This is a genomic window from Pseudacidovorax sp. RU35E (genome assembly GCF_900156165.1).
Taxonomy (GTDB): Bacteria; Pseudomonadota; Gammaproteobacteria; order Burkholderiales; family Burkholderiaceae_C; genus Xenophilus.
This window is the reverse complement of record NZ_FTMY01000012.1, coordinates 111,051-132,855: the sequence shown is the minus strand read 5'-3', so window position 1 is coordinate 132,855 and position 21,805 is coordinate 111,051. Positions and strand designations below refer to the sequence as shown.

General features: G+C 64.9%; 18 protein-coding genes. 10 read left to right on the top strand and 8 right to left on the bottom strand.

Features of this window, described 5'->3' with window-relative positions:
* Window positions 1-61 precede the first annotated feature (61 nt).
* The 8 genes from BXA03_RS20555 to BXA03_RS20520 are packed head-to-tail and all read left to right on the top strand — an operon-like array spanning window position 62 to window position 12,455.
* Window positions 62-472, top strand: coding sequence for a DUF4258 domain-containing protein (locus BXA03_RS20555; RefSeq protein WP_234983774.1), 411 nt, complete (start codon window positions 62-64; stop codon window positions 470-472).
* 32 nt (window positions 473-504) lie between these two features.
* Window positions 505-1,317: a vWA domain-containing protein gene (locus BXA03_RS20550; protein ID WP_234983773.1), complete on the top strand. Its 813-nt coding sequence runs from the start codon at window positions 505-507 to the stop codon at window positions 1,315-1,317.
* A complete protein-coding gene (locus BXA03_RS20545; RefSeq protein WP_083716204.1) occupies window positions 1,317-2,036 on the top strand; it encodes a PP2C family serine/threonine-protein phosphatase in 720 nt (239 codons plus the stop codon). Before BXA03_RS20550 ends, BXA03_RS20545 begins: the two co-directional genes overlap by 1 nt.
* Window positions 2,033-3,439, top strand: coding sequence for a protein kinase domain-containing protein (locus BXA03_RS20540; protein ID WP_076511056.1), 1,407 nt, complete (start codon window positions 2,033-2,035; stop codon window positions 3,437-3,439). The genes BXA03_RS20545 and BXA03_RS20540 overlap by 4 nt, the downstream gene beginning before the upstream one ends.
* A gap of 6 nt (window positions 3,440-3,445) precedes the next feature.
* Window positions 3,446-6,766: a DEAD/DEAH box helicase gene (locus BXA03_RS20535; protein ID WP_076511055.1), complete on the top strand. Its 3,321-nt coding sequence runs from the start codon at window positions 3,446-3,448 to the stop codon at window positions 6,764-6,766.
* Window positions 6,756-8,213, top strand: coding sequence for a hypothetical protein (locus BXA03_RS20530; protein ID WP_076511054.1), 1,458 nt, complete (start codon window positions 6,756-6,758; stop codon window positions 8,211-8,213). Before BXA03_RS20535 ends, BXA03_RS20530 begins: the two co-directional genes overlap by 11 nt.
* 16 nt (window positions 8,214-8,229) lie before the next feature.
* Window positions 8,230-10,626, top strand: coding sequence for an AAA family ATPase (locus tag BXA03_RS20525; protein ID WP_234983772.1), 2,397 nt, complete (start codon window positions 8,230-8,232; stop codon window positions 10,624-10,626).
* The gene (locus tag BXA03_RS20520) at window positions 10,626-12,455 is read left to right on the top strand and encodes a hypothetical protein (protein ID WP_076511052.1); all 1,830 of its coding nucleotides are present in this window, start codon (window positions 10,626-10,628) and stop codon (window positions 12,453-12,455) included. Before BXA03_RS20525 ends, BXA03_RS20520 begins: the two co-directional genes overlap by 1 nt.
* A gap of 447 nt (window positions 12,456-12,902) precedes the next feature.
* Here BXA03_RS20520 and BXA03_RS20515 read toward each other — a convergent pair whose 3' ends face one another.
* Entirely contained in the window at window positions 12,903-13,874 is a 972-nt protein-coding gene (locus BXA03_RS20515; RefSeq protein ID WP_234983771.1) for a LysR family transcriptional regulator, read from the bottom strand.
* 120 nt (window positions 13,875-13,994) lie between these two features.
* Here BXA03_RS20515 and BXA03_RS20510 point away from each other — a divergent pair, with 120 nt between their 5' ends.
* Window positions 13,995-15,347, top strand: a complete 1,353-nt coding sequence (locus BXA03_RS20510; RefSeq protein ID WP_076511050.1) for an aspartate aminotransferase family protein — start codon at window positions 13,995-13,997, stop codon at window positions 15,345-15,347.
* Between the two features lie 11 nt (window positions 15,348-15,358).
* The gene (locus BXA03_RS20505; protein ID WP_076511121.1) at window positions 15,359-16,252 is read left to right on the top strand and encodes a transporter substrate-binding domain-containing protein; all 894 of its coding nucleotides are present in this window, start codon (window positions 15,359-15,361) and stop codon (window positions 16,250-16,252) included.
* A gap of 447 nt (window positions 16,253-16,699) precedes the next feature.
* Here BXA03_RS20505 and BXA03_RS20500 read toward each other — a convergent pair whose 3' ends face one another.
* From BXA03_RS20500 to BXA03_RS20470, 7 genes are all read right to left on the bottom strand, one after another.
* Window positions 16,700-16,903 (bottom strand): hypothetical protein, encoded by a 204-nt coding sequence (locus tag BXA03_RS20500; RefSeq protein WP_076511049.1) that lies wholly within the window; start codon window positions 16,901-16,903, stop codon window positions 16,700-16,702.
* A 195-nt stretch (window positions 16,904-17,098) separates the two neighbouring features.
* Window positions 17,099-17,659, bottom strand: a complete 561-nt coding sequence (locus BXA03_RS20495; RefSeq protein WP_234983769.1) for a hypothetical protein — start codon at window positions 17,657-17,659, stop codon at window positions 17,099-17,101.
* Between the two features lie 375 nt (window positions 17,660-18,034).
* Complete coding sequence (locus tag BXA03_RS20490) at window positions 18,035-18,787, bottom strand: amino acid ABC transporter ATP-binding protein (protein WP_076511047.1); 753 nt, start codon at window positions 18,785-18,787, stop codon at window positions 18,035-18,037.
* The gene (locus BXA03_RS20485; RefSeq protein ID WP_076511046.1) at window positions 18,784-19,374 is read right to left on the bottom strand and encodes a hypothetical protein; all 591 of its coding nucleotides are present in this window, start codon (window positions 19,372-19,374) and stop codon (window positions 18,784-18,786) included. The genes BXA03_RS20490 and BXA03_RS20485 overlap by 4 nt, the downstream gene beginning before the upstream one ends.
* A complete protein-coding gene (locus tag BXA03_RS20480) occupies window positions 19,371-20,066 on the bottom strand; it encodes an ABC transporter permease (RefSeq protein WP_076511120.1) in 696 nt (231 codons plus the stop codon). Before BXA03_RS20480 ends, BXA03_RS20485 begins: the two co-directional genes overlap by 4 nt.
* Before the next feature lie 6 nt (window positions 20,067-20,072).
* Window positions 20,073-20,744: an ABC transporter permease subunit gene (locus BXA03_RS20475; protein WP_076511045.1), complete on the bottom strand. Its 672-nt coding sequence runs from the start codon at window positions 20,742-20,744 to the stop codon at window positions 20,073-20,075.
* A 13-nt stretch (window positions 20,745-20,757) separates the two neighbouring features.
* The gene (locus BXA03_RS20470; protein WP_234983768.1) at window positions 20,758-21,543 is read right to left on the bottom strand and encodes an ABC transporter substrate-binding protein; all 786 of its coding nucleotides are present in this window, start codon (window positions 21,541-21,543) and stop codon (window positions 20,758-20,760) included.
* Window positions 21,544-21,805 lie beyond the last annotated feature (262 nt).

Below are 21,805 nucleotides of genomic sequence, written 5' to 3'. Positions count from 1 at the left end.
AAACGATGATTTGTTTATTTTCCGTTGACTTGTTTAAGCCTAACTTGTTGATTTGAAAGGAATGATTCAGTGGTTCAGGCATGGAATGATCTTCGCAACAGAGATCACACATCCTCTGGAGGCCATCATGAAATCCTTGACCGCTTCGATGCCCGTGCCCGCCTGTGTGCCCGGCCTAACTCGCCACGCAAGCACCCGCATGCAGCAGCGAGGCATCACGCTGGATGACGTGGACGCCGTGCTCGCGTATGGCCGGGCGATTCACGCCAGGGGACTCACCTTCTTCGTGATCGGACACAAGGAGGTGCGCAAGTTTGCGGCGCAGGGCGTCGACCTGGGCGCGGCCGCAGGGCTGCAGGTGCTGGTCTCCCAGGAGGGGCAGGTCGTGACGACCTACCGCAGCCATGACCTGCATGCCATCAAGTCTTCGCCACGTGCTTTGCGCCGTGAGCGCAAGACGACCCACCACTGACCGATCATCGAACCGTCGACAAGGAGCAAGACATGGGCTGGGCCAGCATGAACGAAGACAACGAGAGCCGTTACTTCAACGCCTCCATCATTCGAAACCAAGTAGACAAGCAGATGAATGCATCTCCCAGTCCGGCGCCGGCACCGACCCCCACGCGCCCCGGTGGCTCCAGACTCAGCGCGTTCGCCGCGCCGCAGCCCCGCCCCTTTCCCGTGATCATCCTCGCCGACGTGAGCGGGAGCATGGATGAGAACGGCAAGATCGAGGCGCTCAATACGGCAATTCGGCAGATGCTGGCCAGCTTCGCCCGCGAGTCTCAGCTGCGCGCGCGGATCCAGGTCGGTCTGATCACTTTTGGCGGGAAGCAGGCGCAGTTGCACCTGCCGCTGGTCGACGCGCAGGCGGTCCAGAACGTCAAGGCCTTCACCGCCGCCGGCACGACGCCCATGGGCGGCGCCTTCGAACTGGCGCGTGAGCTTCTGGAGGACCCAGAGCGGATCCCTGCCAGGGCCTACCGGCCCGTGCTGGTGCTGGTGTCCGACGGCGTGCCGACGGACGACTGGGAGAAATCACTGGCAGCACTTCAGGCGAGTGAACGCGCCTGCAAGGCATCGCGCATCGCCATGGCGATTGGTGCGGACGCAGACACGGACGTGCTCCAGCGGTTTGCAAATCATCCGGAGGCGCCGGTTTTCAAGGCGCACGAGGCCCGGGACATTCAACGCTTCTTCCAAGCCGTCACGATGAGCGTCGTTGCCCGTTCCTCCAGTCCGACCCCCGACACGGCCCTCATACTCGACCTGAACGAAGTGCCCGACGACGACCTCGATCTGGACGCGATCTGATGCTGCGCGCGGTGGGCGCCAGTGTCACCGGGCCCGGGCATCTGGTGCGCGGCGAGGATTGCCAAGACGCCCATTCGGTACGGGGTTGGCGCGGCGGATGGATCGTCGCCGTGGCCGACGGGCTGGGATCGCGCACGCACGCGGCCCGCGGTGCGCGGGTCGCCGTTCAGTCGGCGCAGGCCGTGGTGCGAGGCTGGAGGCGTGATGCGGCCTGGCATGACCGGCCCGCGCGTGACGTGGCCGCCGAAATACACCGGCGGTGGACGCGCGCCATCCCCTGGCACGACAAGTCGCTCGCGGCCACCACGCTGCTGCTCGCCATCTGTGATGCCCGCGGGCGTGCGCGAGTCTGGCAGATTGGCGATGGGCTGATCGTGGGCGTCGTCAACGGCACGGTCCGGGTCCTCACACCGGCGCGCCCCGGATTCGGCAATGAGACACGAGCGCTGGGCGTGGACAAGGCCTGGTCGGCCTGGCAGTCGGCCGAACTCGTGCTCAGCGCCCCGCAGGACATGCTGCTGCTCATGACCGACGGCATCGCCGACGACATCGCGCCCGGGCTGATCCCCGGCTTCGCCAGCGCCGTACGCAGCGCACTCGGCAAGCGCTCCCGTCGCGGGGCGCGCGAGTGGCTGCGCCGCGAGCTCACCCACTGGGCGACGCCGGCGCATCTGGACGACAAGACACTGGCCGCCATCTTTCTGGACAAAACGACATGACCCATGCCACAGCACCTGCCCGAAGCCCGGGCACGCGCAAGCAGCTCGCCGTTGATGACAGGGGCGGCATCTATGAACTGAAGAAGCGCATCGCGCAGGGCGGGCAGGGCATCGTGTGTCCGACGCAAGATGCGCGCTACCTCGTCAAGGTCAGCAGGTTCGCACAAGGCGATCCGAGGGCGCAGGACTGGCTGCGTCGGATCGCGGCCGTGCAACGGATGCCGATCGAGGAGAACCTGCTTCCCATTGCCATGCCCGTCGCCCTGATTACGCAGCCGCGACCGGGTTACGTGATGGAGCTGATGGACGGGCTCGGCCCGATGGAGGACATGCTCAGGCAGGCACAGCAGCAGCAAGAGGAGGGCTACATCGCCACCGGCGGCCTCGAGCGACGCCTGCGACTGCTCGCGCGCCTGGCGCGCGTGCTCGCGAAGCTTCATGGCCTGGGCATTGCCCACGGAGATCTCTCGCCAGGGAATGTTTTCATTTCGAACTCGATCGCGCACGACCAGATCTGGCTGATCGACTGCGACAACCTGACCTACGCAGTGAGGAACAGCGAGCTTCAGATCTACACCCCGGACTACGGTGCACCCGAGGTCTTTCGCGGCGACCGCGGAATCAGCACGTACACCGACATCTGGAGCTTCGCGGTCATGGCATTCCAGATGCTCACGCTGCTGCATCCCTTCAAGAGCGGGCAGCAGGTGGACCAGGACAGCGAGCTCGAAGCTGCGGCCTTTCGTGGAGACATTCCCTGGGTTGATCACGACGGCGACGAGCGCAATCGCGCGCTCGTGGGTATTCCCAGGGACAGCGTGTGCACCCCGGCGCTGCGCGCACTGTTCCGGTGCTGCTTTCAAGGGGGACTGATCGATCCCGAGTGTCGCCCCGGCATGGCACAGTGGGCGGAAGTGCTGGAGGCGGCGGTCGCACGGGTGGTCCGTTGCGAACATGTCGAGGCCGGCTGTGGCCATGCCTTTGTCTGGTCAAGCGCGCAGCAATGCCCGTTCTGCGGGCATTCGCCGACCGATGCCAATCCGGTGGTCGTGATGGATCACCTGGTCTATGTTCACTGCGCGCTCCTTGGCGAGGACGCACGCCCTGAGGACCAGTGGACCCGCACGGGCCACGTTCAGGTGATCGGGGCCTCGCCGGTGCCGATTCGGCGCTCGCCGCCAGGCGCCGCAACCTACGTGGACAGCCAGCAGTTCGCCCGTGTGTGGATTCGGGATGGCTCGCTGATCGTCGAGGTGGACAAAGGAGCCGAGCTGACCCTGCAGGTCGGAAAGACGCTGCAGTCCCTGCGCGGACAAGTCGCGCTCGAGCGACGCGGTGCCCGTCTGGCTCTGCATCTGGGTCCCCTGGAGAAACCGCATGGCGTGTGGCGCCTGACCTGGTGATCGCGCATGAAACTGCATGAATCCTTCCTGCTGCAGTCACACGTCCTGCTCGCACGCCCCGCAGCCCGTGTTTTTGATCCGGGCGAGTGGCGCTTGAACGAAGAGGTGGTTCTGCGCGTCGAGCAAGACAGTGTTCAGATGCGCCAGGGCGAGCACGTGGTGCGCCTGGAGCCGGGACCTCGATCGGGAAGCATGGAGCAGCACGCGGCCAACGTCGAGGTGCTCTGGCTGCTGGTACGCGCAAAGTCGAACCAGGTCGGCCTCCGCTGCATGGTCCCGGTTAGCGCAACCACGCTCGCTCGCTTGGAGCTGCGTGTCGACCAGTTGGTGGCGGACGAGCTGCACAGAAAGCAATTCATTACCAGCCCGGATGTCGCCGATGCGGTGTTGTGGCTGAACGAGGAGTTCGTACTCGATGGTGTCTTGCCCGGGATCACGCGGGTGTTCGCGGTGATCCACGCCCGCGGTGACGGCCGCGCGCTGCAGCTCAACGGCCGCCGCTACCAGGTGGATCTCAAGAGCGCCGGCGACGGCCCGATGATGGTCGAGCGCGTCGTCGATCGACCGCGCAATCCGCTGGCCCCCATCGCGCTCCTCGAGGGAAACATCACGTTCGTTGATGAGTCGCAGGCCTTTGCCCAGGCGTCGGGCCTTGAGCGGACCTTGCTTGACAGCGCGGTGACCAGCTATGGTGCCTATCTGGACCTGTGGCGCCTCTACAGCGAGAAGGAATGGGGGCGGGACGTGGCGCGCGCAGCCGCCGTTCGGGCCGTGCGGTACACCGCTTGCCGGCCCTTGAGCGAAGAAGGTGGCGGCTGGCGGCTTTCCATCGATGACAAGGCGCTGGCCGCGTTCGGAGAAGCCTGGCAGGAGCACGCGCGCGAGGATGATCAGATTGAGCTGGACGAGGTGGCGCCGGATTGGGAATCACAGCGCTACACCGACCTGAGCACGTCGGACCGGCGCAAACGCATCAGCGCGAGACCGCGCTTCACGGCGGAAGGACTGGTCCTCGAGACCGACAGCTTGCAGGTGCCACCTTCGACAGGCTTCGCGTGTCTCTCGCTCACGGGCAACCGGACCCAGCAGCAACGCCGCGACCGCGCGCGGCGTGCCATCGAGTCCGGACTGGGCGTGCCGACACTCAATCGCCTGCTGCAAAACGCGGCACTGCCTCGGCAGCGGCGCTCCAAGATGGGGGAGCTGTCGGCGTACGCAAGAAGAAGTTTCAAGTCGGGCGAGCCCACGGAAACGCAGGAGCTTGCGATCAAGGTCGCCCTGGAAACGCCTGACGTCGCGTTGATCATTGGTCCCCCAGGCACGGGAAAGACCCAGGTCATCGCGGCGCTCGAGCGCGCATTGGCCGAGCTCAATGAAGGCCGCGAGATCGCGCAGCAGGTGCTCATCTCCAGTTTTCAGCACGACGCGGTCGAGAACGCCCTGGCGCGCACGGATGTGTACGGGCTGCCCCCCGTCAAGGTCGATGCCGGGCGCCATGAAGGCATGGATCCCGTGGAGGGCTGGCGGCACTCACAGCACGACAAGGTGCGCGCGCAGCTGGAACTGCTGCGCGAACAAGATCCCAGCGCGCAGGTGCTGCGCGAACTCGACATCCTGCTTGACGAACTTCTCATTGCCGGTGCACCTGCCGAACTGCGCGCGCACAAGTTCAAGCAGCTCGCGAGGCTGTTGGACGAACTCTCGGAGGCGGCCGCGGTCCGTCCCACGCTGGACTGGCTCAGCCGCTGGGACGCGTATCTGGACACCGGGTCGAGCACCTTGACGGCCGTTTCGCCGCAAGGTCTTGAAAGCAGCCAGCGAAAGCGGCTGGTGCGCGCGACGCGTTCGTTGCGCGTGTCGCCCACCTCCTTCGGCGACGACGGCCAGTTGCGCGCATTGCTGGTGCTGCGTCTGGCCGGAGATTCACCGTGGCTCTCACCGCCTCACGCCGAGGTTCTGCAACGGCTTTCGGAGGAACCGGTGCCCACGCTCGCGCAGCTTGAAGAACTTCGCCAGGTGCGCAATGCCATGCTGGATCTTCTTCGCATCGACCGCCGACCCGCGAAAGTGCGCAAGGTTCTGGACGAAAGCGCCATCCTGCTCCTGACCGAATTGCGCGAGCAACTCGCGAGCAGGGTGGCGAAGTCGCGCTCGGGCGCGTTCGCGGTCGTCCGCCGTTTCGCCGACACCCTGGTATCGAGGCCGGCATGGGTGCGCCGCTCGGTCGAGAGCTACAGCTCCATCGTAGGGGCGACCTGTCAGCAGTCGGCCTCCCAAATGATGTCGCGGCTCAAGAGTGTCTCGCCCGAGCAGGCCGGGGCCATCCAGTTCCAGAGCGTGATCATCGATGAGGCTGCACGAGCCAACCCGCTGGACTTGTTCGTGCCGATGGCCATGGCGCGTCGACGCATTGTTCTCGTGGGAGACCATCGCCAGCTGCCTCACATTCTGGATCCCGTCATCGAGGAAGAGATTCGGGTCGAGCGGGGGGAACAGGTTCAGGATGCCACCTATCGGCACAGCCTGTTCGAGCGCCTGTGGCGCCAGTTCAAGGCCCGCGAGGCCGTGGACAACATCCCCCGTGTCGTGATGCTCGACAAGCAGTTCCGGATGCACCCTACGCTGGGCGACTTCGTCAGCGAGCAGTTTTATGAGGCCGCCGGTCTCGGCAAGGTGCACTCGGGCCGAGAGGCCTGGGACTTTGCACCGACCGTTGCGGGGTATGGCAGCGTCGTTTGCCACTGGGTGGATGTGCCCGCCCGCGCAGGTGCCGACGAAAGGCTTGACACCGGCAGCCGGTGGCGGGCGCCCGAGGCGGTCCGGGTCGCCAAGGAGGTCCAGCGCCTGCTCGAACAACTCCCGCCGGACCAGAGCATTGGTGTCATCACGTTCTATGCGGCGCAGCGTGACCGGATCCTTCGCGAGCTGGCACAGGAAGGCATCGCCGAGCGCGGCCCGGCAGGCTGGCGCATCCGGCAGGAATTCGCCACGGGCGCGCAAGGCGGCGAGCGCCTTCGCGTCGGAACGGTCGACGCGTTTCAAGGCAAGGAATTTGACGTGGTGTTTCTCTCGATCGTGCGAAGCAATGCGCAGAATCTGCAAGAGCGAGACGGTGACGACGATGAAGGCTTCGAGAAGATGGCCAGCCGCAAGTACGGCCATCTGCGAAGCGTCAACCGGCTGAACGTCGCGATGAGCAGACAGCGACGCCTGCTGGTCGCCGTGGGCGACCAGGGGATGTTCACGTCCCCGTCGGCAAGGCAGGCCGTGCCGCAGCTTCGTGCGCTTTTGGAGCTTTGCGAGAAGGAGGCTGCGCGTGTCGGGTGATCGCTACTTGCGCTGGGAGCCCCGGCGGTCACGGTTGAGAAAGCGCGCGCTCCTGTGGCCCGTCGAAGTCTGGACGGTGCTCGCGCCGGATACCAGTCGCGGTCTCAATGCTTTCCAAGATGCCATCCTGGGCTTGCTGCTCGCCGGCATTCGGGATCGACAGCGAATGGCCGAGCTGCTGTGTCTGGATGAGAACCTGATTGCGTTCATCCTTGCGCAGGAGCTCCTGCCCAACGGCTGGGTCGATGAGCATTCCCGCGTGACCCCGGCAGGGCAGGACCTGCTGTCCGGCGGACTGGACGGCAAAGGCATGGTGACGCTGCAATACGCGTTCCGGGACGGCGTCTTCGGGCAATGGCTGCCGCGCGTGAGTCAAGATCTGCCTGACATCCGCCCGGCCGACAGCGAGACGCCGGGCAGGTTCCCCGCCTTTCGTGAGAGCCGGGACGAGGGCCGGGAGGTGCGCCCCTTCGTGCTGCCGCGCCGATGCAAGGTGCTCGAGCCTCGAAAGGCCGACGTGCTCAAGGCATGGCAAGAGGGTCTGCGCGATGCGCTTCGGGCCGGCGGCGATGACGAGAGCATTCCGGAGATTCAGAGCGAGGACCTCGAGATCGTGGGCGGCGAGCCTTCGCTGGCTTACGTCTGGTGCGAGCTCATTCACGAGCCGGACGATGTGCACCCCTGGCTGGTCACGGATCCCTGGCGCATCACGCCTGTGGCGCGCTGGTTGCGCGAACCTTTGCAAGCCGGCCTCCATGACTTCCGGGGCCTGGAGCAGGTCATCCAGTCCCTTGTGCCGGCCGCGGACGAGTCGGCGCTGACCGCCCAGGCCCTGGGGGCGCGGATTCAGCGCGATGTGGAGGCGCAGCTCTCGGTCTGGTCGGCACTGGCGCATTCGGACTTGGTCTTACTCAGGGAACATCTGTCCAGGGTGTTGCGTCAGCAGGCGAGGGTGGGCGCCACCCCCCGGCCGACCCAGGAAGAGCTCGGCAGCCTGATCCAGGAGTGCGGCTCGCTGCTGGAAGCACTGGTGCAATGGATGCTGGTGCGCTGGCCGATGCGAAGTGTCGAGCTAAGCCGCGACGGTCCGAGCCGCGACGCAGCCGAGCAGATTCTGGGGCAACTGCCGCTGCGCGCCGCGCTGCCGCCAGAGGCCAGACGCATGCTGGCGGGGCAGACCTTCCGTGGTATCCGGCTTGCGGCAGAGCGTCGAGACAGGGCGTTCAAGGCGCTGCTTTTCGCATGCCTGCTGGCCACCCACGGCCATGAAGATCACCCCTTGCGTGAACTCAATGACGCCCAGGCGCAATGGGATCGACTTTTGACCTTGATCGACACGCGCAACAAGGGAACCCACGCCAGCGGTCAGCGCCTGACGTCGGAGGCGGCACTCGCTGCGTCCGAGTTCGCCGTAGCGTGGACCATGACTTTCTACGAAAAATTCTGACAAGGACCTACAAGAGATGGGCAAGCGGCCAAACAAGAACGCTCCGTACGCACGTTCCACGATCCCCGCGCCTGCAGCGGTGGCCAAGCCGGTTTCGTCCATGCTGGCGCGCTTTCTACCGGCGGCCCAGGCCACGGCGCAATCGCTCGAGCAGGCGCCTCCCGTGTGGAACGAGCAGACCGTGAAGGATTTTCTGGAGAAGCTGCCGTCCGATGAGCAGAACCGGTTCGAGCCCTTCATCGAATCTTTTGTTCATTTGGGCACGCATGCTGCGCAGGCGCACGCGGCGTATGAGACAAAGGCACAGGATCTGCAGTCGCTGCGCCTGTCCCTTGCCCAGGATGAGGAGGCGCTCGCGGAACAGCGTAAAGCGCTTGAGCTTGAGCGAGTCCGGCTGGAGGCCGACCGATCACTCATGGATCAGACACTTGAGGATCACATGACGGCGCGCAGCGAACTGGTCAGCGCGCGCGAGGCGCTTGCGGTGCGCGAGGCGCAGGTGCGCGGAGGCCTCGTGATGGAACGCGAAGCCGCGCTCGCGGTGCTTCAGGAACAGATTGCCGAGCTAGAGGCGAAGCGCGACGAACTCCCGAGCCTCATTGCGCTGCAGCGCCAGGAGCTCATGGCGCGCGCGCGACAGGATGCTAAGTTGCTGACAGAAAGTGCTTCGCAGGAAGCGCAGGCCTTGCTTCAGAGGGAGGCTGAACTGACGACGCGCGAAGTGGAGATTCGCCGACGGGAGGCAAAACTTCATCTTGAGGAGGAGGTTGTCAAGACGCGTGAGAGAGGCGTGCAGGAGCAGGCGCGCGAGCAAGCACAGGTGCGGGTGGACGAGGTCGAGTCGAAGCTGGCGCGGGCGACAACTGAGGCCGATCGAGTGCGTCGCGTCAGGGATGCGCTGCAAACTGAACTGGAGGGTCTGGAGCACCTGCGCGAGGCGGTGGGCGACGATCCCCAGGCACTGCTTGACGAGCGTGATCGACTGCGCCTGCAGAACAGGCAGTTGGCGGGCGAGTTGCAGGACTTGCGCGATCGGGCGTCCGAGGACGATTCAAAGGCGCTGCGCGGACGCTGCGAGGTGTTGCAGCAGCGCCTGGATGCGCAGAAGGCGGAGCTTTCGGAGCTGCGCGAGCAGTCACAAAGATGGGAGCTCGGGGTCACCGAGCGGGAGAACGCCGAGACGGTCCGCCTTGTGCTCGAGAAGCACAAAGCCCTCTTGGGCAGGGCGGTGCAGGAGCTCAAGCAGCAGGTGGGTGAGCTTGTCGAGAAGTCGAATGAGAGCACTGTCTTCCCCGAGCTGTCGCGCATGGACAAGGACTTGGTGCTGCGCGTCACGACCGAGTCTGCGCCGCCACTGAGCACGCTCGTGGACGAGTTGCAATCGCGCATTGCGTATGCCGAGGCCGGCAAGCAACTCTTCTTTCCTAAGCAGGTGTTGCAGCTCTTCGTGGGCGGTTTGGCCATGAGCCAGCTGCACATCCTGCAAGGCATCAGCGGCACCGGCAAGACAAGCCTCGTCACCGCATTCTGCGCCGCCATCGGCGCGCACTGCCAGGTCGTCTCGGTTCAAGCGGGATGGCGCGATCAGCATGACCTGATCGGTCACTACAACGCGTTCGAGAAGCGCTACTACGAGAAGGACACGCTGCAGGCACTCTACCGCGCGCAGACCGAGGCCCAGAAGGACATGCTCCACGTCATCCTGCTCGATGAGATGAACCTCTCTCGCCCGGAGCAGTATTTCGCAGAGTTCCTGTCCAAGATGGAGGTCACCAGCGACAAGCGGCTCATCACGCTGATGGAGTCGCGCCCGGCAAGCGGCGCGCCATCCCTGTTGAGAGATGGGCGTCAGATCCTGCTTCCAGACAACGTCTGGTTCATCGGGACGGCCAATCACGACGAGACCACTAACGCCTTTGCAGACAAGACCCATGACCGCGCATTCGTTCTCGAACTGCCCAAGCACGCCCCTGGCACGAGCAAGCTCCCGCGTCCCAAGACGAAGGCAATTTGGTCCTTTTCCCAACTGACAGAGCAGTTCCGGGAGGCGCGCGTCAAGCACGCGGAACAAGTCAGGCAACTGCTTCAGCGCATCGACGGCAGCGATCTGACGAAGGTGCTCAATGACAAGTTCAACGAAGGCTGGGGTCACCGTCTGGAGCAGCAGCTGCTTCGCTTCCTGCCGGTCGTGCTGGAGTGTGGGGGCACGCCGGCCCTGGCGCTGGATCACATGCTCGCGACAAGAATGTTTCGCGACGGGAAGGTCACAGGGCGACATAACAAGTCGGCCGACGACCTGCGCGAGGTTCAGGACGCGCTGGAGCAGTTGTGGCACGAGGCCGGGCTCGGGGATTCGCCCGCGTCATGCCTCAAAGCCCTGGAGAAGGATATTCAAAGGCTGGAGCGCCATTGATGAAGGTGTGGGACCGCTACGAGGGGGTCGAGGTCGAACTGCCCGACAAGGTCGAGCCCGGTCGCTATCAGGTCCGAACACGCTGCACCTTGAACGGACATGCGGACCTGCACCCGGGTGACATTCTCTGGAGCGACGGCAACAACAAGTGCCTCTTTGCCGGCGATCGCGTGACGAGGACGTTCCGCGCAGTGGCCGACGGGCGAGCCGGGCGCTCGCAAGACCCAACGATCGACGACGCCGTCGAGGCCGTGGTCGCCCAGGCTGCGTCCCCGACTGCGACCCAATCACTTCCATCGCCGATCATGCCTGCGCAGCTCGAAGATCACGTGGCACTGCTGGATGTGGAGCGCCTGGTGGATGGCGCGATGGACGCCGGTCACCTGCAAGACATTTCCAGGTCGCCGCGCATGGACATGCGCTATGACGTCGAGCTGCAGTCTGTGTCGCGCGCGAAACGGCTGGCACCCGACGCACTGACAACCCTCGCCTCACGCTCGCAAGACTGGAGTCGCCGCAGCCTCACGGGCATCGTGCCCAAGCGCGTCAAGTCGCTCGTGAGCGAGGACGAACTCGCCATCTACGAGAACATCGTCTACGCCCGGCTCATTGACCGCGTCCTTGCCATTCTGAACGGCAGAGTCGCCAGTCTGGGCGGGCTGCTGGCGCGATGCAATGATGCGCAGCTGCTGTCGCAGGCCCAGCAACTCGACCACCGACTGCGAGACGACATCTGCGAGCTTTGGGGCCGTTCCTTTGCCGATAACCCGGACGCGGCAGCGCGAGTTCGGGGAACCCTGGATCAGCTGATCAGGTTGCGTGAGGGTGTGAGAGTGTTGCAGCACGCGGGCTTGTACACGCGCGTGCCTCAACATCTCGGAGTCCCTTCCTCGCTCAAGAGCACCAACATCCTGCAGCACGACGCCCGCTATCGGCACCTAGCTCCGATCTGGATCGCTGCGCACGCCAACATCAACGCCACGGCGCGAACACCATCGCAGGCGTTTGAGACCGCAAAAGCACTGGGCGAGCGATATGCAAGCTACGTCGCGCTGCTTGCTCGCCATGCGTTGTCGGCCAGCAAGATGTTCGTCCGGGCCAATGCGCAGACTGCGGCTGGCTTCGGTCCATGGACCGTGCACCTGTCCAGCGAAATCGGCGGTTGCCGTGTGGAGCTGCGGGAGCAGGGACAGGTGAAGGATGGCCTGAGGCTGGTGGCCGCCTGGCATGGCCACCGGACCTGGGCCAGTCAACGCGATGACCACCAGGTGTTCTTTTGCCACGGATCGTCGACGGAGGGCGACCCAGACGGTGAGGTCAACGTGCTCAATCCGCTTCAGTTCTACGTGGTGGAAAGAGTGCGACTGGTGATCGAGCGCTGGATCCTGAAGCGCGTGCTGAGCGCCTTCCCGTTCCGCGTTGCGCCCGTGCCTGCGCAACTCCAGGGCGCTATTTGTGCAACAGCAGGCGACGGTGTCGCGGCGCACGGGCATGGCATCGAATTCTTCAAACCCCTTGAGCTCGGTGTTCAGCGCGAGATGGAAGCCGTCATAGACCGCGCAACGGCGAACGAGGAGACGAAGACAAAACTTCGCCAGTCGCTTCGGCTGGTGTGCGAACTGGGCACATGCCGTGTTTGCGGCCATGCCAACAGAGCAACGAACTTTCGCGGGTCGGCTCAGGGCTTCGCAGCGCTTTGTGCAGCTTGTGGCGCGCGATCGACCCTCAAGCGCTCGAACAACCAGCCCGTGCACGCCGAATTTCTGACGCAGGAAGGTCCGCGACCGTTCGAGGAAGTGGGCTGCAGGCAAATCACCATCGATTGGTAACGGTGTGCTGGGCCACCCGGAGCGTTGTCATCGCGCTCGGCTCGGCTCGGCTTCGCGGCAGCGAGATCCGAACGACGTACGTCATCGATGGGTCGATAGTGCGGACGTGTTGACGCTCCCGGCGGGCGCGAGCGACCGGTTCGGAGCGAAAAGCGTGAGTTTGCCGGCCGCGGGCGAAGGGCTGCTTGCGCTGCAAAGTAGACGTTGGCGCACGCTTGTCGCGTAACTGCAGGGGCCCAAAGTGGTGCCCGCGCCTTAGCCTGAAGCGAATCTACGGTACGACCGCGGGCAAGAGCGACGGCAAGAATCGATGGTGTGGACAGGCCGTGGTTCGTCGGAGGGGAATCCCGGGCTCACCCACTGTGCATTGCTAGTTCTTCGCTGCAGATCGATGATCCTCCGAGGCGCGCCGGGTGCCGACGTCTCAGAAGCTGAGGCCACGCAAGTTCACGGGCGCTTCGCGCAAATGCGCTCCCACAATTGACCGACCACCGCCCGCATATTTGCCCTGGCGCGAAAAGCCACGATGCTCACATCGATATCCCACGCTCCGTCGCCCACTGGCACCAATCCGGCGAGCCGGCCGGAGACGAATGAGCTGTCGGGCAGCCACGCGATGCCCATACCGTGCAGCGCGAGATCTCCGAGCACGTCTGTCATCTCGGCCTCGAAAGCGCGATAGCCCACTAGGCGCTGCGACGACTGCTCGATGGCCGAATCGACCACGCGCGCGAAGTAGCCACTGGGCGCATACATAAGCAGCGGCACTTGCTGCGCGGTCGTGCCCGGCAGCACGAGTCGGCCGGAGTCCATCAAAGCACGGGACGCATACGGCCGTACCTTCTCCACGCCCAGCTCGTGCCGCTCGAAGCGCGCCATGTCGAGCTGTATCGGATGCGCCGCCTGGTGAAAGCCGATCAGCAGGTCCGCCGATCCGGCATTGAACGCCGACGCGGTGTCGTGCACATTCCCTACCTCCAGGCTGCAGGTGATGCCGCCGTCGCCCGACCATTCGCGCCACCAGTCTGGCAGCCGCGTGCCGGCAAGCGCGTAGGTGAGCGCGATGCGCACGTGGTTGCGCGAGGGCGCGTCGCCGACCTCCGCGCGCGCGTCGGCGATCTGGTCGAGCAACCCCGTTGCCACCGTGCGAAAACGGTCGCCCGCAGGCGTGAGCCGAGTAGGGAAGGCTGCACGGTCGATCAGCTTCGCGCCCACCCATTGCTCGAGGGCTTGGATGCGGCGGCTGAACGCCGCCTGCGACACGTTGCGCATCTCTGCCGCGCGCGTGAAGTTTCGTACCTCCGCCAGTGTGACGAAGTCCTGAAACCACCGGGTATCCATAGTGAGGTTTGCTCCTTTGCGTGCGCCGATTGCAAGCGCCGTGCCTTGTCCACGTTGTTGGCAATCCAGTTTTTGCATCGGCGATGCGTGGCGCGCATTGCCTGCGGATGCGAAGTGAACATTGGACCCCCGGCCGGCTGCTCGCCACCATTGATGAATCCACTCCCTTCATCTCACCACAACCCAAAGGATCTGATCATGAGTGAGCAACTTCGCGCGGCAGCCAAGGAGTACCTAGTCCGCTACGGCGGCGACACCTTTCCCAACCTGTTTCGCAGCGCCAGGGGCGCAATCGTCATCGATGACACGGGCCGCGAGATTCTGGACTTCACCTCCGGCCAGATGTGCGCCACCATCGGCCACAACCATCCGGCCATCGTGCGAGCGGTGCACGAGGCAGGCGAGAAGGCCTTCCACATGTTCAGCGGCATGATTCCCGAGGTGGTGGCTGAGCTGGCGCAGAAGATGGCCACCGACTGGATGCCCGCGCCGCTTACCAAGTCGATCTTCGTGAACACCGGATCCGAGAGCAACGAAGTCGCGCTGCGCATGGCAAAGATGTACACCGGTGGCTTCGAAATACTGGCCATCGGGGGCTCGTGGCACGGCGTTACGGGCGGCACCAGCGCCGTGTCGTTCGCAAGCGATCGCAAGGGCTACGGCGTGCACGTGCCAGGCGTATACGTCATGCCCGAGCCCAACGCCTACCGGCCCTATATCAAGGGCATGTCCGGCGAGGAGTCGGCGCTGGCCTGCCTGGAACTGGGCCTGAAGATGTACGACATGGCCTCCACCGGTCGTCGCGCGGCCATCATCATCGAGCCCATCATCAGCGCTGGCGGCGTGCTGGTGCCGCCCAAGTCGTACATGCAGGCGCTTCGCAGGGCGGCCGACGAACGCGGCATGCTGCTCGTATTCGACGAGGCGCAGACGGCCTTCGGGCGGATCGGTCACCGCACGGCGTCGGACTTCTACGGCGTGGTGCCAGACATCATGTCCGTCAGCAAGACCATGGGCGGCGGCCTGCCGCTGGCGGCCACCGTGACCAGCCCGCATATCGAACAGGATGTGCACGAGAAGGGCTTCACCTTCTACACGAGCCACGTCTCCGACCCGCTGCCCGCCACCGTAGGGCTGGCCGTGCTGGAGACGATTCGCAGCGAGGGCCTGATTGAGCGTGCCCGCACCACCGGCGCCTACCTGCGCGGCCAACTGCTGGCGATGCAGGAGCGTTACGAGGCTATCGGCGACGTGCGTGGCGAAGGCCTGCTGCTGGGGGTGGAGCTGGTGCAAGACCGCGAATCTCGCCTGCCGTATCACGAGCTCGGCGCGCGCACGACCAAGAAGTGTTTTGAGCTGGGCCTGAGCATGAACATCCGCCGCCGGCCAGAGCGCGGCTCCGTATGGCGCATTGCGCCGCCGCTCAACGTGAGCCATGAGCAGATCGACCGCGCGATTGCCATCCTCGACCAGGCACTGCGCGAGAGCCTGGACGAGCTGGCGCAGCCCAGGCCGGTGTCGGTGAGGCAGCCCGTGGCTGCCAGCAATTGAGCATGTCCGCCATGAACACCAGAACATTCATCATCGGCAACGCGCTGGCCCTGACCCTCGTGGCGGTCGGCGCGCAAGAAGCGATCCCTGAGGGCGGCACGTTTGCCAAGGCAAGGGCCGCTGGCACCATCACGATGGGCGTGCGCGAGTCGTCGCCGCCACTGTCCTACTCGATCGGCAGCACCTACGTTGGCTACCACGTCGAGCTGTGCGAACAGATGCTGTCGAACCTGCTACCGGGCGTGAACATCCGGCGGATGGTCGTTACCTCGCAAAACCGCGTGGCGCTGCTGCAGAACGGTACTATCGACATCGAGTGCGGTTCGACCACTAACAACGCCGCGCGCCAGCAGCAGGTGGCCTTCGGCAACACCACCTACATCACCGAGGCACGCTTCGCGGTGCGCGCCGCCAGCGGCATCACTTCGGCCGAGCAGCTCAAGGGCAAGACGGTGGTCACCACCACCGGCACCACCCTTGTGCAGCGATTGCGCAAGCTGGAGCAGGAGCGCGGCCTGGGCATGATCGTCGTGCTGGCCAAGGACCATGCCGAGAGCTTCCTGATGCTGGAGAGCGGCCGTGCAGACGCGTTCGCCATGGACGACAACACGCTCGCAGGCAACATTGCCAGCGCCCGCAATCCGGCCGACTTCAAGATCGTTGGCAAGCCTCTGGGCATTGAGCCGATCGCGATCATGGTGCGTAAGGACGACCCAGCCTTCAAACGCGCGGTCGACGGTTATCTGGGCACCGCCATGTCCTCAGGCGCGCTGGAGAAGCTATACACGAAGTGGTTCACGTCGCCGATTCCTCCGCGCGGTTCGGTCATCAACATTCCACTCAGCGCCTCGCTCAAGGCCGCCTTTTTGGCGCCCAACGACAGGCCCACCGAAGCTTACGAGTAGCGGTAGATGGCACTGGAAGGCTGTGGAAACTCATCCTGGGCGCTCTGCCGCTCCAAAAAGCTTGGCCGACATTGAGTCAGCGCCTCTGCGCGGGTAGTCAGCCTGAAATCCAGGCCGCGCGCTGTTGGCCGGGCGCACTCCCGCCTGTGGGAACAGGGTCGTGTAGTAGTGCTGCTCCCGCGCGAGACGCGGCATCGCCGAGGCTCGCCGCGTCGTCTGTTTGGAAGTCCATACCTGCCACCGGCAGGCCGCGTGCCGACGCGAAAGGCGCTGGACCTTGGCGATCAGCAACGATGACGGCATGTTGTCCAGCAGCACATGCAGGGTGCCAGAAGCATTACTTGCTTATGCTGCACGAGCAAAGGCGAGGCAAGGTCCTGCTTTGGGCCTCGGTGCCAGCCCGCATGCTCAGCTGCTTTACCGCCGGCCAGAAAGCGTCCACTGGGATCAACGGTAGGCTGCCGGCGCATTCCGGATTTGAGCCATATCGGCATCGTGTTCCGGCAGCGCCATGTTGCGGTTGCCGTCCTCCACCATCGACTGCAGCCGCATCCGCCGCCAGCTCATGAACCCGAGAAGCGCCAGCAGCAGCACGCGGACGGTGCCGCAGCCGGTGTTGAGGAGGGTGCCGAGGTAAGCGGTTCTGTTCATGGAGGCGGCGAGGTCGGAAGGGCAGGCATGGACGTGCCGATCAAGCGGGTGCCGCGCTGCCGTCTCTCGGCCGTCCGGCAGACCTCCGACCTCAGGCAAGGAGTCTCCGTTTCATTTGGGTGAGTGGTGCCTGATGCGGATTCCTATTGCCGTTCCGGGCCTGGATGCCGTCGGGCTATTCCTGCAAGTCTTCGCTTACATCGGCGGCGCGAAGCCGTTGCGGCCAACGTTGACTCGCAAGGCGGTAGGCCTGCCGTCCTTCATCTGTGCGTTCACCAGGACCCTGGCACCAGGCACCAGCAGGGCCCGTTCGTCGTTGTTGCCAGGCCTGAAGCTGACTACCGGCACATCTGCCGGCACAATGATCGTCTTCTCGCCGCCCGGGTACTGCAGAACGAGCTGCTGTCCGCCCGGCACGGAGGTAGGCGCTGCAGTGAGGCCGGCCACAGTGGCGTTGGTCATCGTGCTTTCAGGCAGCAGGTCCCAGGGGAAGTGGCTTTCGGCAGCGCCGCGCGCGGCCTCGGGAAATACCACCACCTCAAGAGCACGCTGCGTGCCGTCGGCCTGCGGCATGGCCGCCGTGCCGATATAGCTGCCGGGCCGGATGTCGGTCAGCCGGATCGGATAGACCTCGGAGATCGGCATGCCGGCGGGCCGGGCAAGCGCGACGGTTTCGCCGCCTCGCTCCTTCACGGTGATCGTTGTGGCGTCGATCGCTACGAGGGTGCCACGCAGCCGCACCGGCTTGTCGGCCACCGTCGGGGTCGGGATTGGTGGCGTTGGCTGTGCATGGAGCGCGGCGGCCCCACCGCAGCAAATTACAACGGCCAGGGTCCAGCGGGCGAGGCCAAGGGAACGGAAAAGCATCGGAAGCCTTTGGGAGGCGGACCGGGCCGCCACGACAGGCGGCGGCAGCGGGCCCGGCTGGGACGATACGCCTCTTCGTCAGTTGCGGCCGCAAAAGAGCACGCGTCGCCCGCCACCGTGCCAGGGTGAGATGTTCCGGTGCGGCGACAGGCTGCTGTTCGGCGGTCATGAGGCTGACCAGTGTCTGAGGGCCAGGCTCGCCGCCAGCCTGATCTTGATGTCGTCGCGCCGGAACGTGCCGACGAAGCTCTCGGCCACCGGTGTTCAGTGAACGCCTTTGAGGAAATGCTGAATCCTTGGATCAGCGTTCGCATCGAAGAAATTGTCTGGTGTCTCCTGCTGCACGATGTGGCCCGCCTCCATGAACACGACCTTGTCGGCCACGGCGCGGGCGAAGCCCATCTCGTGCGTGATGCAGATCATCGTCATCCCGTCCTTGGCCAGCAGGGTCATTGCGTCGAGCACCTCCTTGACCATTTCGGGATCCAGCGCGGATGTGGCCTCATCGAAGATCAGCACCGACGGATCGAGGCACAGGGCTCGCGCGATGGCAACGCGTTGCTGTTGACCCCCTGACAACTGCCCCGGATAGGCGGTCGCCTTCTCCGCCAGCCGGACCTTCGCGAGTTGCGCCATCGCAATGTCCCGCGCTTCTTGTTTGCCTCGACGGCGCACCCACCGCTGCGCCAGGGTGCAGTTCTGCAGCACGGTCAGGTGGGGGAAGAGATTGAACTGCTGAAACACCATCCCGATGTTCGCCGCCACGAGAGCGCTGTGCCGCATCCGGGGTGAGACCGACTGCCCATTGACCCGCACCTCGCCACTTCCGTAGGGTTCAAGGCCGCTGATGCAGCGCGCAAGGGTTGACTTGCCGGACCCGGACGGGCCGCAGATGACGACCCGCTCTCCTGCGGCGACGTTGAGGTGAACGTCGTGCAGGACCTGGTGACTGCCAAAGTGCTTGTTGACCCCGCTGACATGCACCACCGGCGCAGCGGCTTGGCTTTGCGTCTTCATGCGGACTGGGCTCGGTACAGACGACTCGCGGGGCTGTCTGGCCAGGCCAGCAACCGTCCTTCGGTCACGCGGGTGCGGCCGTACACGATCCAGGCGTCGTCCACAGTGCCAATGAAGTGTTCGATCTTCAGGATGTCTGGGTGTGCCTCGGCCAATGAGGCATACGCCAGGCCCTCGACATAGGTGCCGTCGATGAGACCCTGGGCCACGTCCGATACGGTGGGGACGAGGTCGATTCGATCCCAGCCACTGGAATCGATGTAGTCCAGGGTGGGACTCATCACCGCGAGCGCGCCGGTGGGCGCGGCATCCTTGCGACGGATGATCGCCAGGTCTCGGCTGGGCGAGAGGAAGGTGTCCACGGCGTGGAGCCCCTGGAAGGACTTGGCCATTGTGGCCGTGCAGTCGGGGTGAACGGCGCACTGGACCAGGAAGTCGGCTTCACCGACGAGGACGGCGGCGACCGCTTCGGCAAAGTCGCTGGTGAGCGTCAAGGTGGCGGTGGCGCTCAGCCCGTGGAAGTCGAGGTAGCGCCGCGTCACCAGCTCGTGGTTGTTGCCCGCAGGGCCCAAGGTGATGAATTTCATGCTGTGCGAGGGGTGGAGTGGAGATCGAGGCGGCGTTCGAGTTGCCTCAGGCCGGCCATCAGGATGTAGTTGATGGAAAGATAGACCAGGCCTGCCCCGATGAACACCTCGTAGGGCGCATAGGTTTCGGAGGTCAGCAGCCGGGCGGTGCCGGTGAGGTCCAGCAGGGTCACGGTGCTTGCCAGCGAGGTCGCCTTGCAGGTCAGGATGACATCATTGCCCAGGGCCGGTAATGCGGTCCTGAGGGCGAGGGGCAGCTCCAGGTGGCAGAAGGTGCGGGCACGGCTGAGGCCAAGGACGAAGGCAGCTTCCCGGATGCCGCTGGGCACCGCCGCGAGAGAGGCGGCCAGCGTCTTTCCCGCGTAGGCGGCGGAGTTCAGGCCGAGGGCAATGACGACACACCAGAAGGGGTCGCGGAGGAGGGGCCAAAGGAATGAGCCGCGAATGAGGTCGAACTGACCCGCGCCGTAGTACAGAAGAAACAGCTGCACGAGCGCGGGTGTGCCCCGGAAGAAGAGCACATAGCCATTGGCGGCTGTCCGCAGAACGGACCACCTGGCGTTGCGGGCGAGTGCGATGGGTAAAGCCAAAGCGACGCCGAGCAGGACGACAAGCGCCGTGAGCACGAGCGTGAGCCGTGCGCCTGTCAGCAGGGCCGGCATGACGGACCAGATCAACGAGATGTCGAACATGCCCATTCACCTCGCCGCCTGTGGTGCGACCTTGCGTTCGGCCCAATCGAGGCAGAGCGTCAACGCGCCGGTCAGCGCCAGATAGATGCAGGCGGTGGCCAAGTACATCGTGAAGGGCTGCCGTGTCGCGCCCGCCGCCTCAGCGGCCTTCCTCATGAGTTCGTCGCATCCCACGATGGAGACGATGGAGGTCTGCTTGAGCAGGACGATGGTCTGATTGCCGAAGGGTGCCAGCGCCGTTCGTGCGGCCTGAGGCAGAACCACCATCCACAAGGTCTGCGCGCGTGAGAGTCCCAGCACGCGGGCGGCCTCTCGCTGCGCGGTAGGCACGGCCTGCAGAGCGCCACGCGCGATCTCGCCGGCATAAGCACCGAAGGACAGTGCCAACGCGACGACGCCGGCCAGGGAGGTGTCGATCTCGACATGGCGTCCCGTGAGGCTGGCGAGCGTCAACGAGCCCCCGAAGAAGACGGCGAAGACGATCAGCAGGTCCGGCACGCCGCGTGCCACGGCGGCGTAGCCGGCGCCGAACACCCGCAGTGGGCGCAACGGCGCGAGCTGCAGCCAGCAGCAGGCTGCGCCCAAAAGGGAGCCCAGCAGGAGCGATGCGGCGGCCAACTGCAGCGTGGTGAGCGCTCCGATCAGCAGTTGCCCCTCATAGCCTTGAAGCAGGTTCATGGGATCGACCGGACTACATCAGCTTGAAGGGGAAGTACTTGGCCGTGATGCGGTCATACGTCCCGTCGGCCCGGATTGCGTCGAGCGCGGCGTTGACCTTGGCCAAGGTCTGAGGATCGTCCTTGCGGACTGCAATCCCGTTCCCTTCCCCCAGCAGGCCACCCTTGAACTCGGGCCCGACGAACGCGAAGTCCTTGGCCTGGGGCGTCTTCATGAAGCCCACGAAGTAGGTCACCATGTTGCCGAAGATGTAGTCGACCCGACCTGCGACCAGGTCGAGCTCAGCGGCCTGAGGCGTGTCGTAGAAGCGCAGATCCGCACTTCCGTAGTTGTGGGTCAGGAAGCCGGCCTGGATCGACCCGCGCTGCACGCCGATCGTTTTGCCCTTCAGCGCTTGTGGGCTCACCTCGTCGGGTGTCCCTTTGCGGGCGACAAAACGCGACACGGTGTCCTTGTACTTGGTCGAGAAGGCGACGCGCTGTCGGCGCTGCTCGGTGATCGCCATGCTCGCGACGATCAGGTCGAACTTGCGCGAGAGCAGTCCTGGAAGCATGCCATCCCAGTCCTGCGCCACGATCTCGCACTTCGCTTTCATCTTCTCGCACAGGGCCCGCGCGATGTCGACGTCCCAGCCCTGCAACGTGCCCTGGGCATCCTTGTAGCTCCAGGGCGGATAGGTGCCTTCGGTGGCAATCCGGTAGCTGTCCTGGGCATGGGCCGCCCCGATCCACACGGCTGCAGAGAGCGTTGCACAGGTGAGCCAGCGAAGGAGGCGAAAGCGGCGCATGGAGGGTGTCATGGGGCGTCCTCGGAAGTCGGTGAGAAGCCGCGATGCTCCGATGCGTGCGATCTATGGGCAACGCTTGCATGGCAGGCAATCGCGCGGTTCCCGCGACGGGGTCTGAGGGCTCGCGCCGTTGAGGTATCGACGCCCTCGTTGCATCGCAGTCAAAGCTACTGAGTGGCTTTTGCCAATTTCGCAAGCTGCTGGATGCGGTGGCCTACCAGATCCGGGGAGTGTCCTGGGGCGTCCGTCTGCCCAAACTCGGCAGCCATGGCAT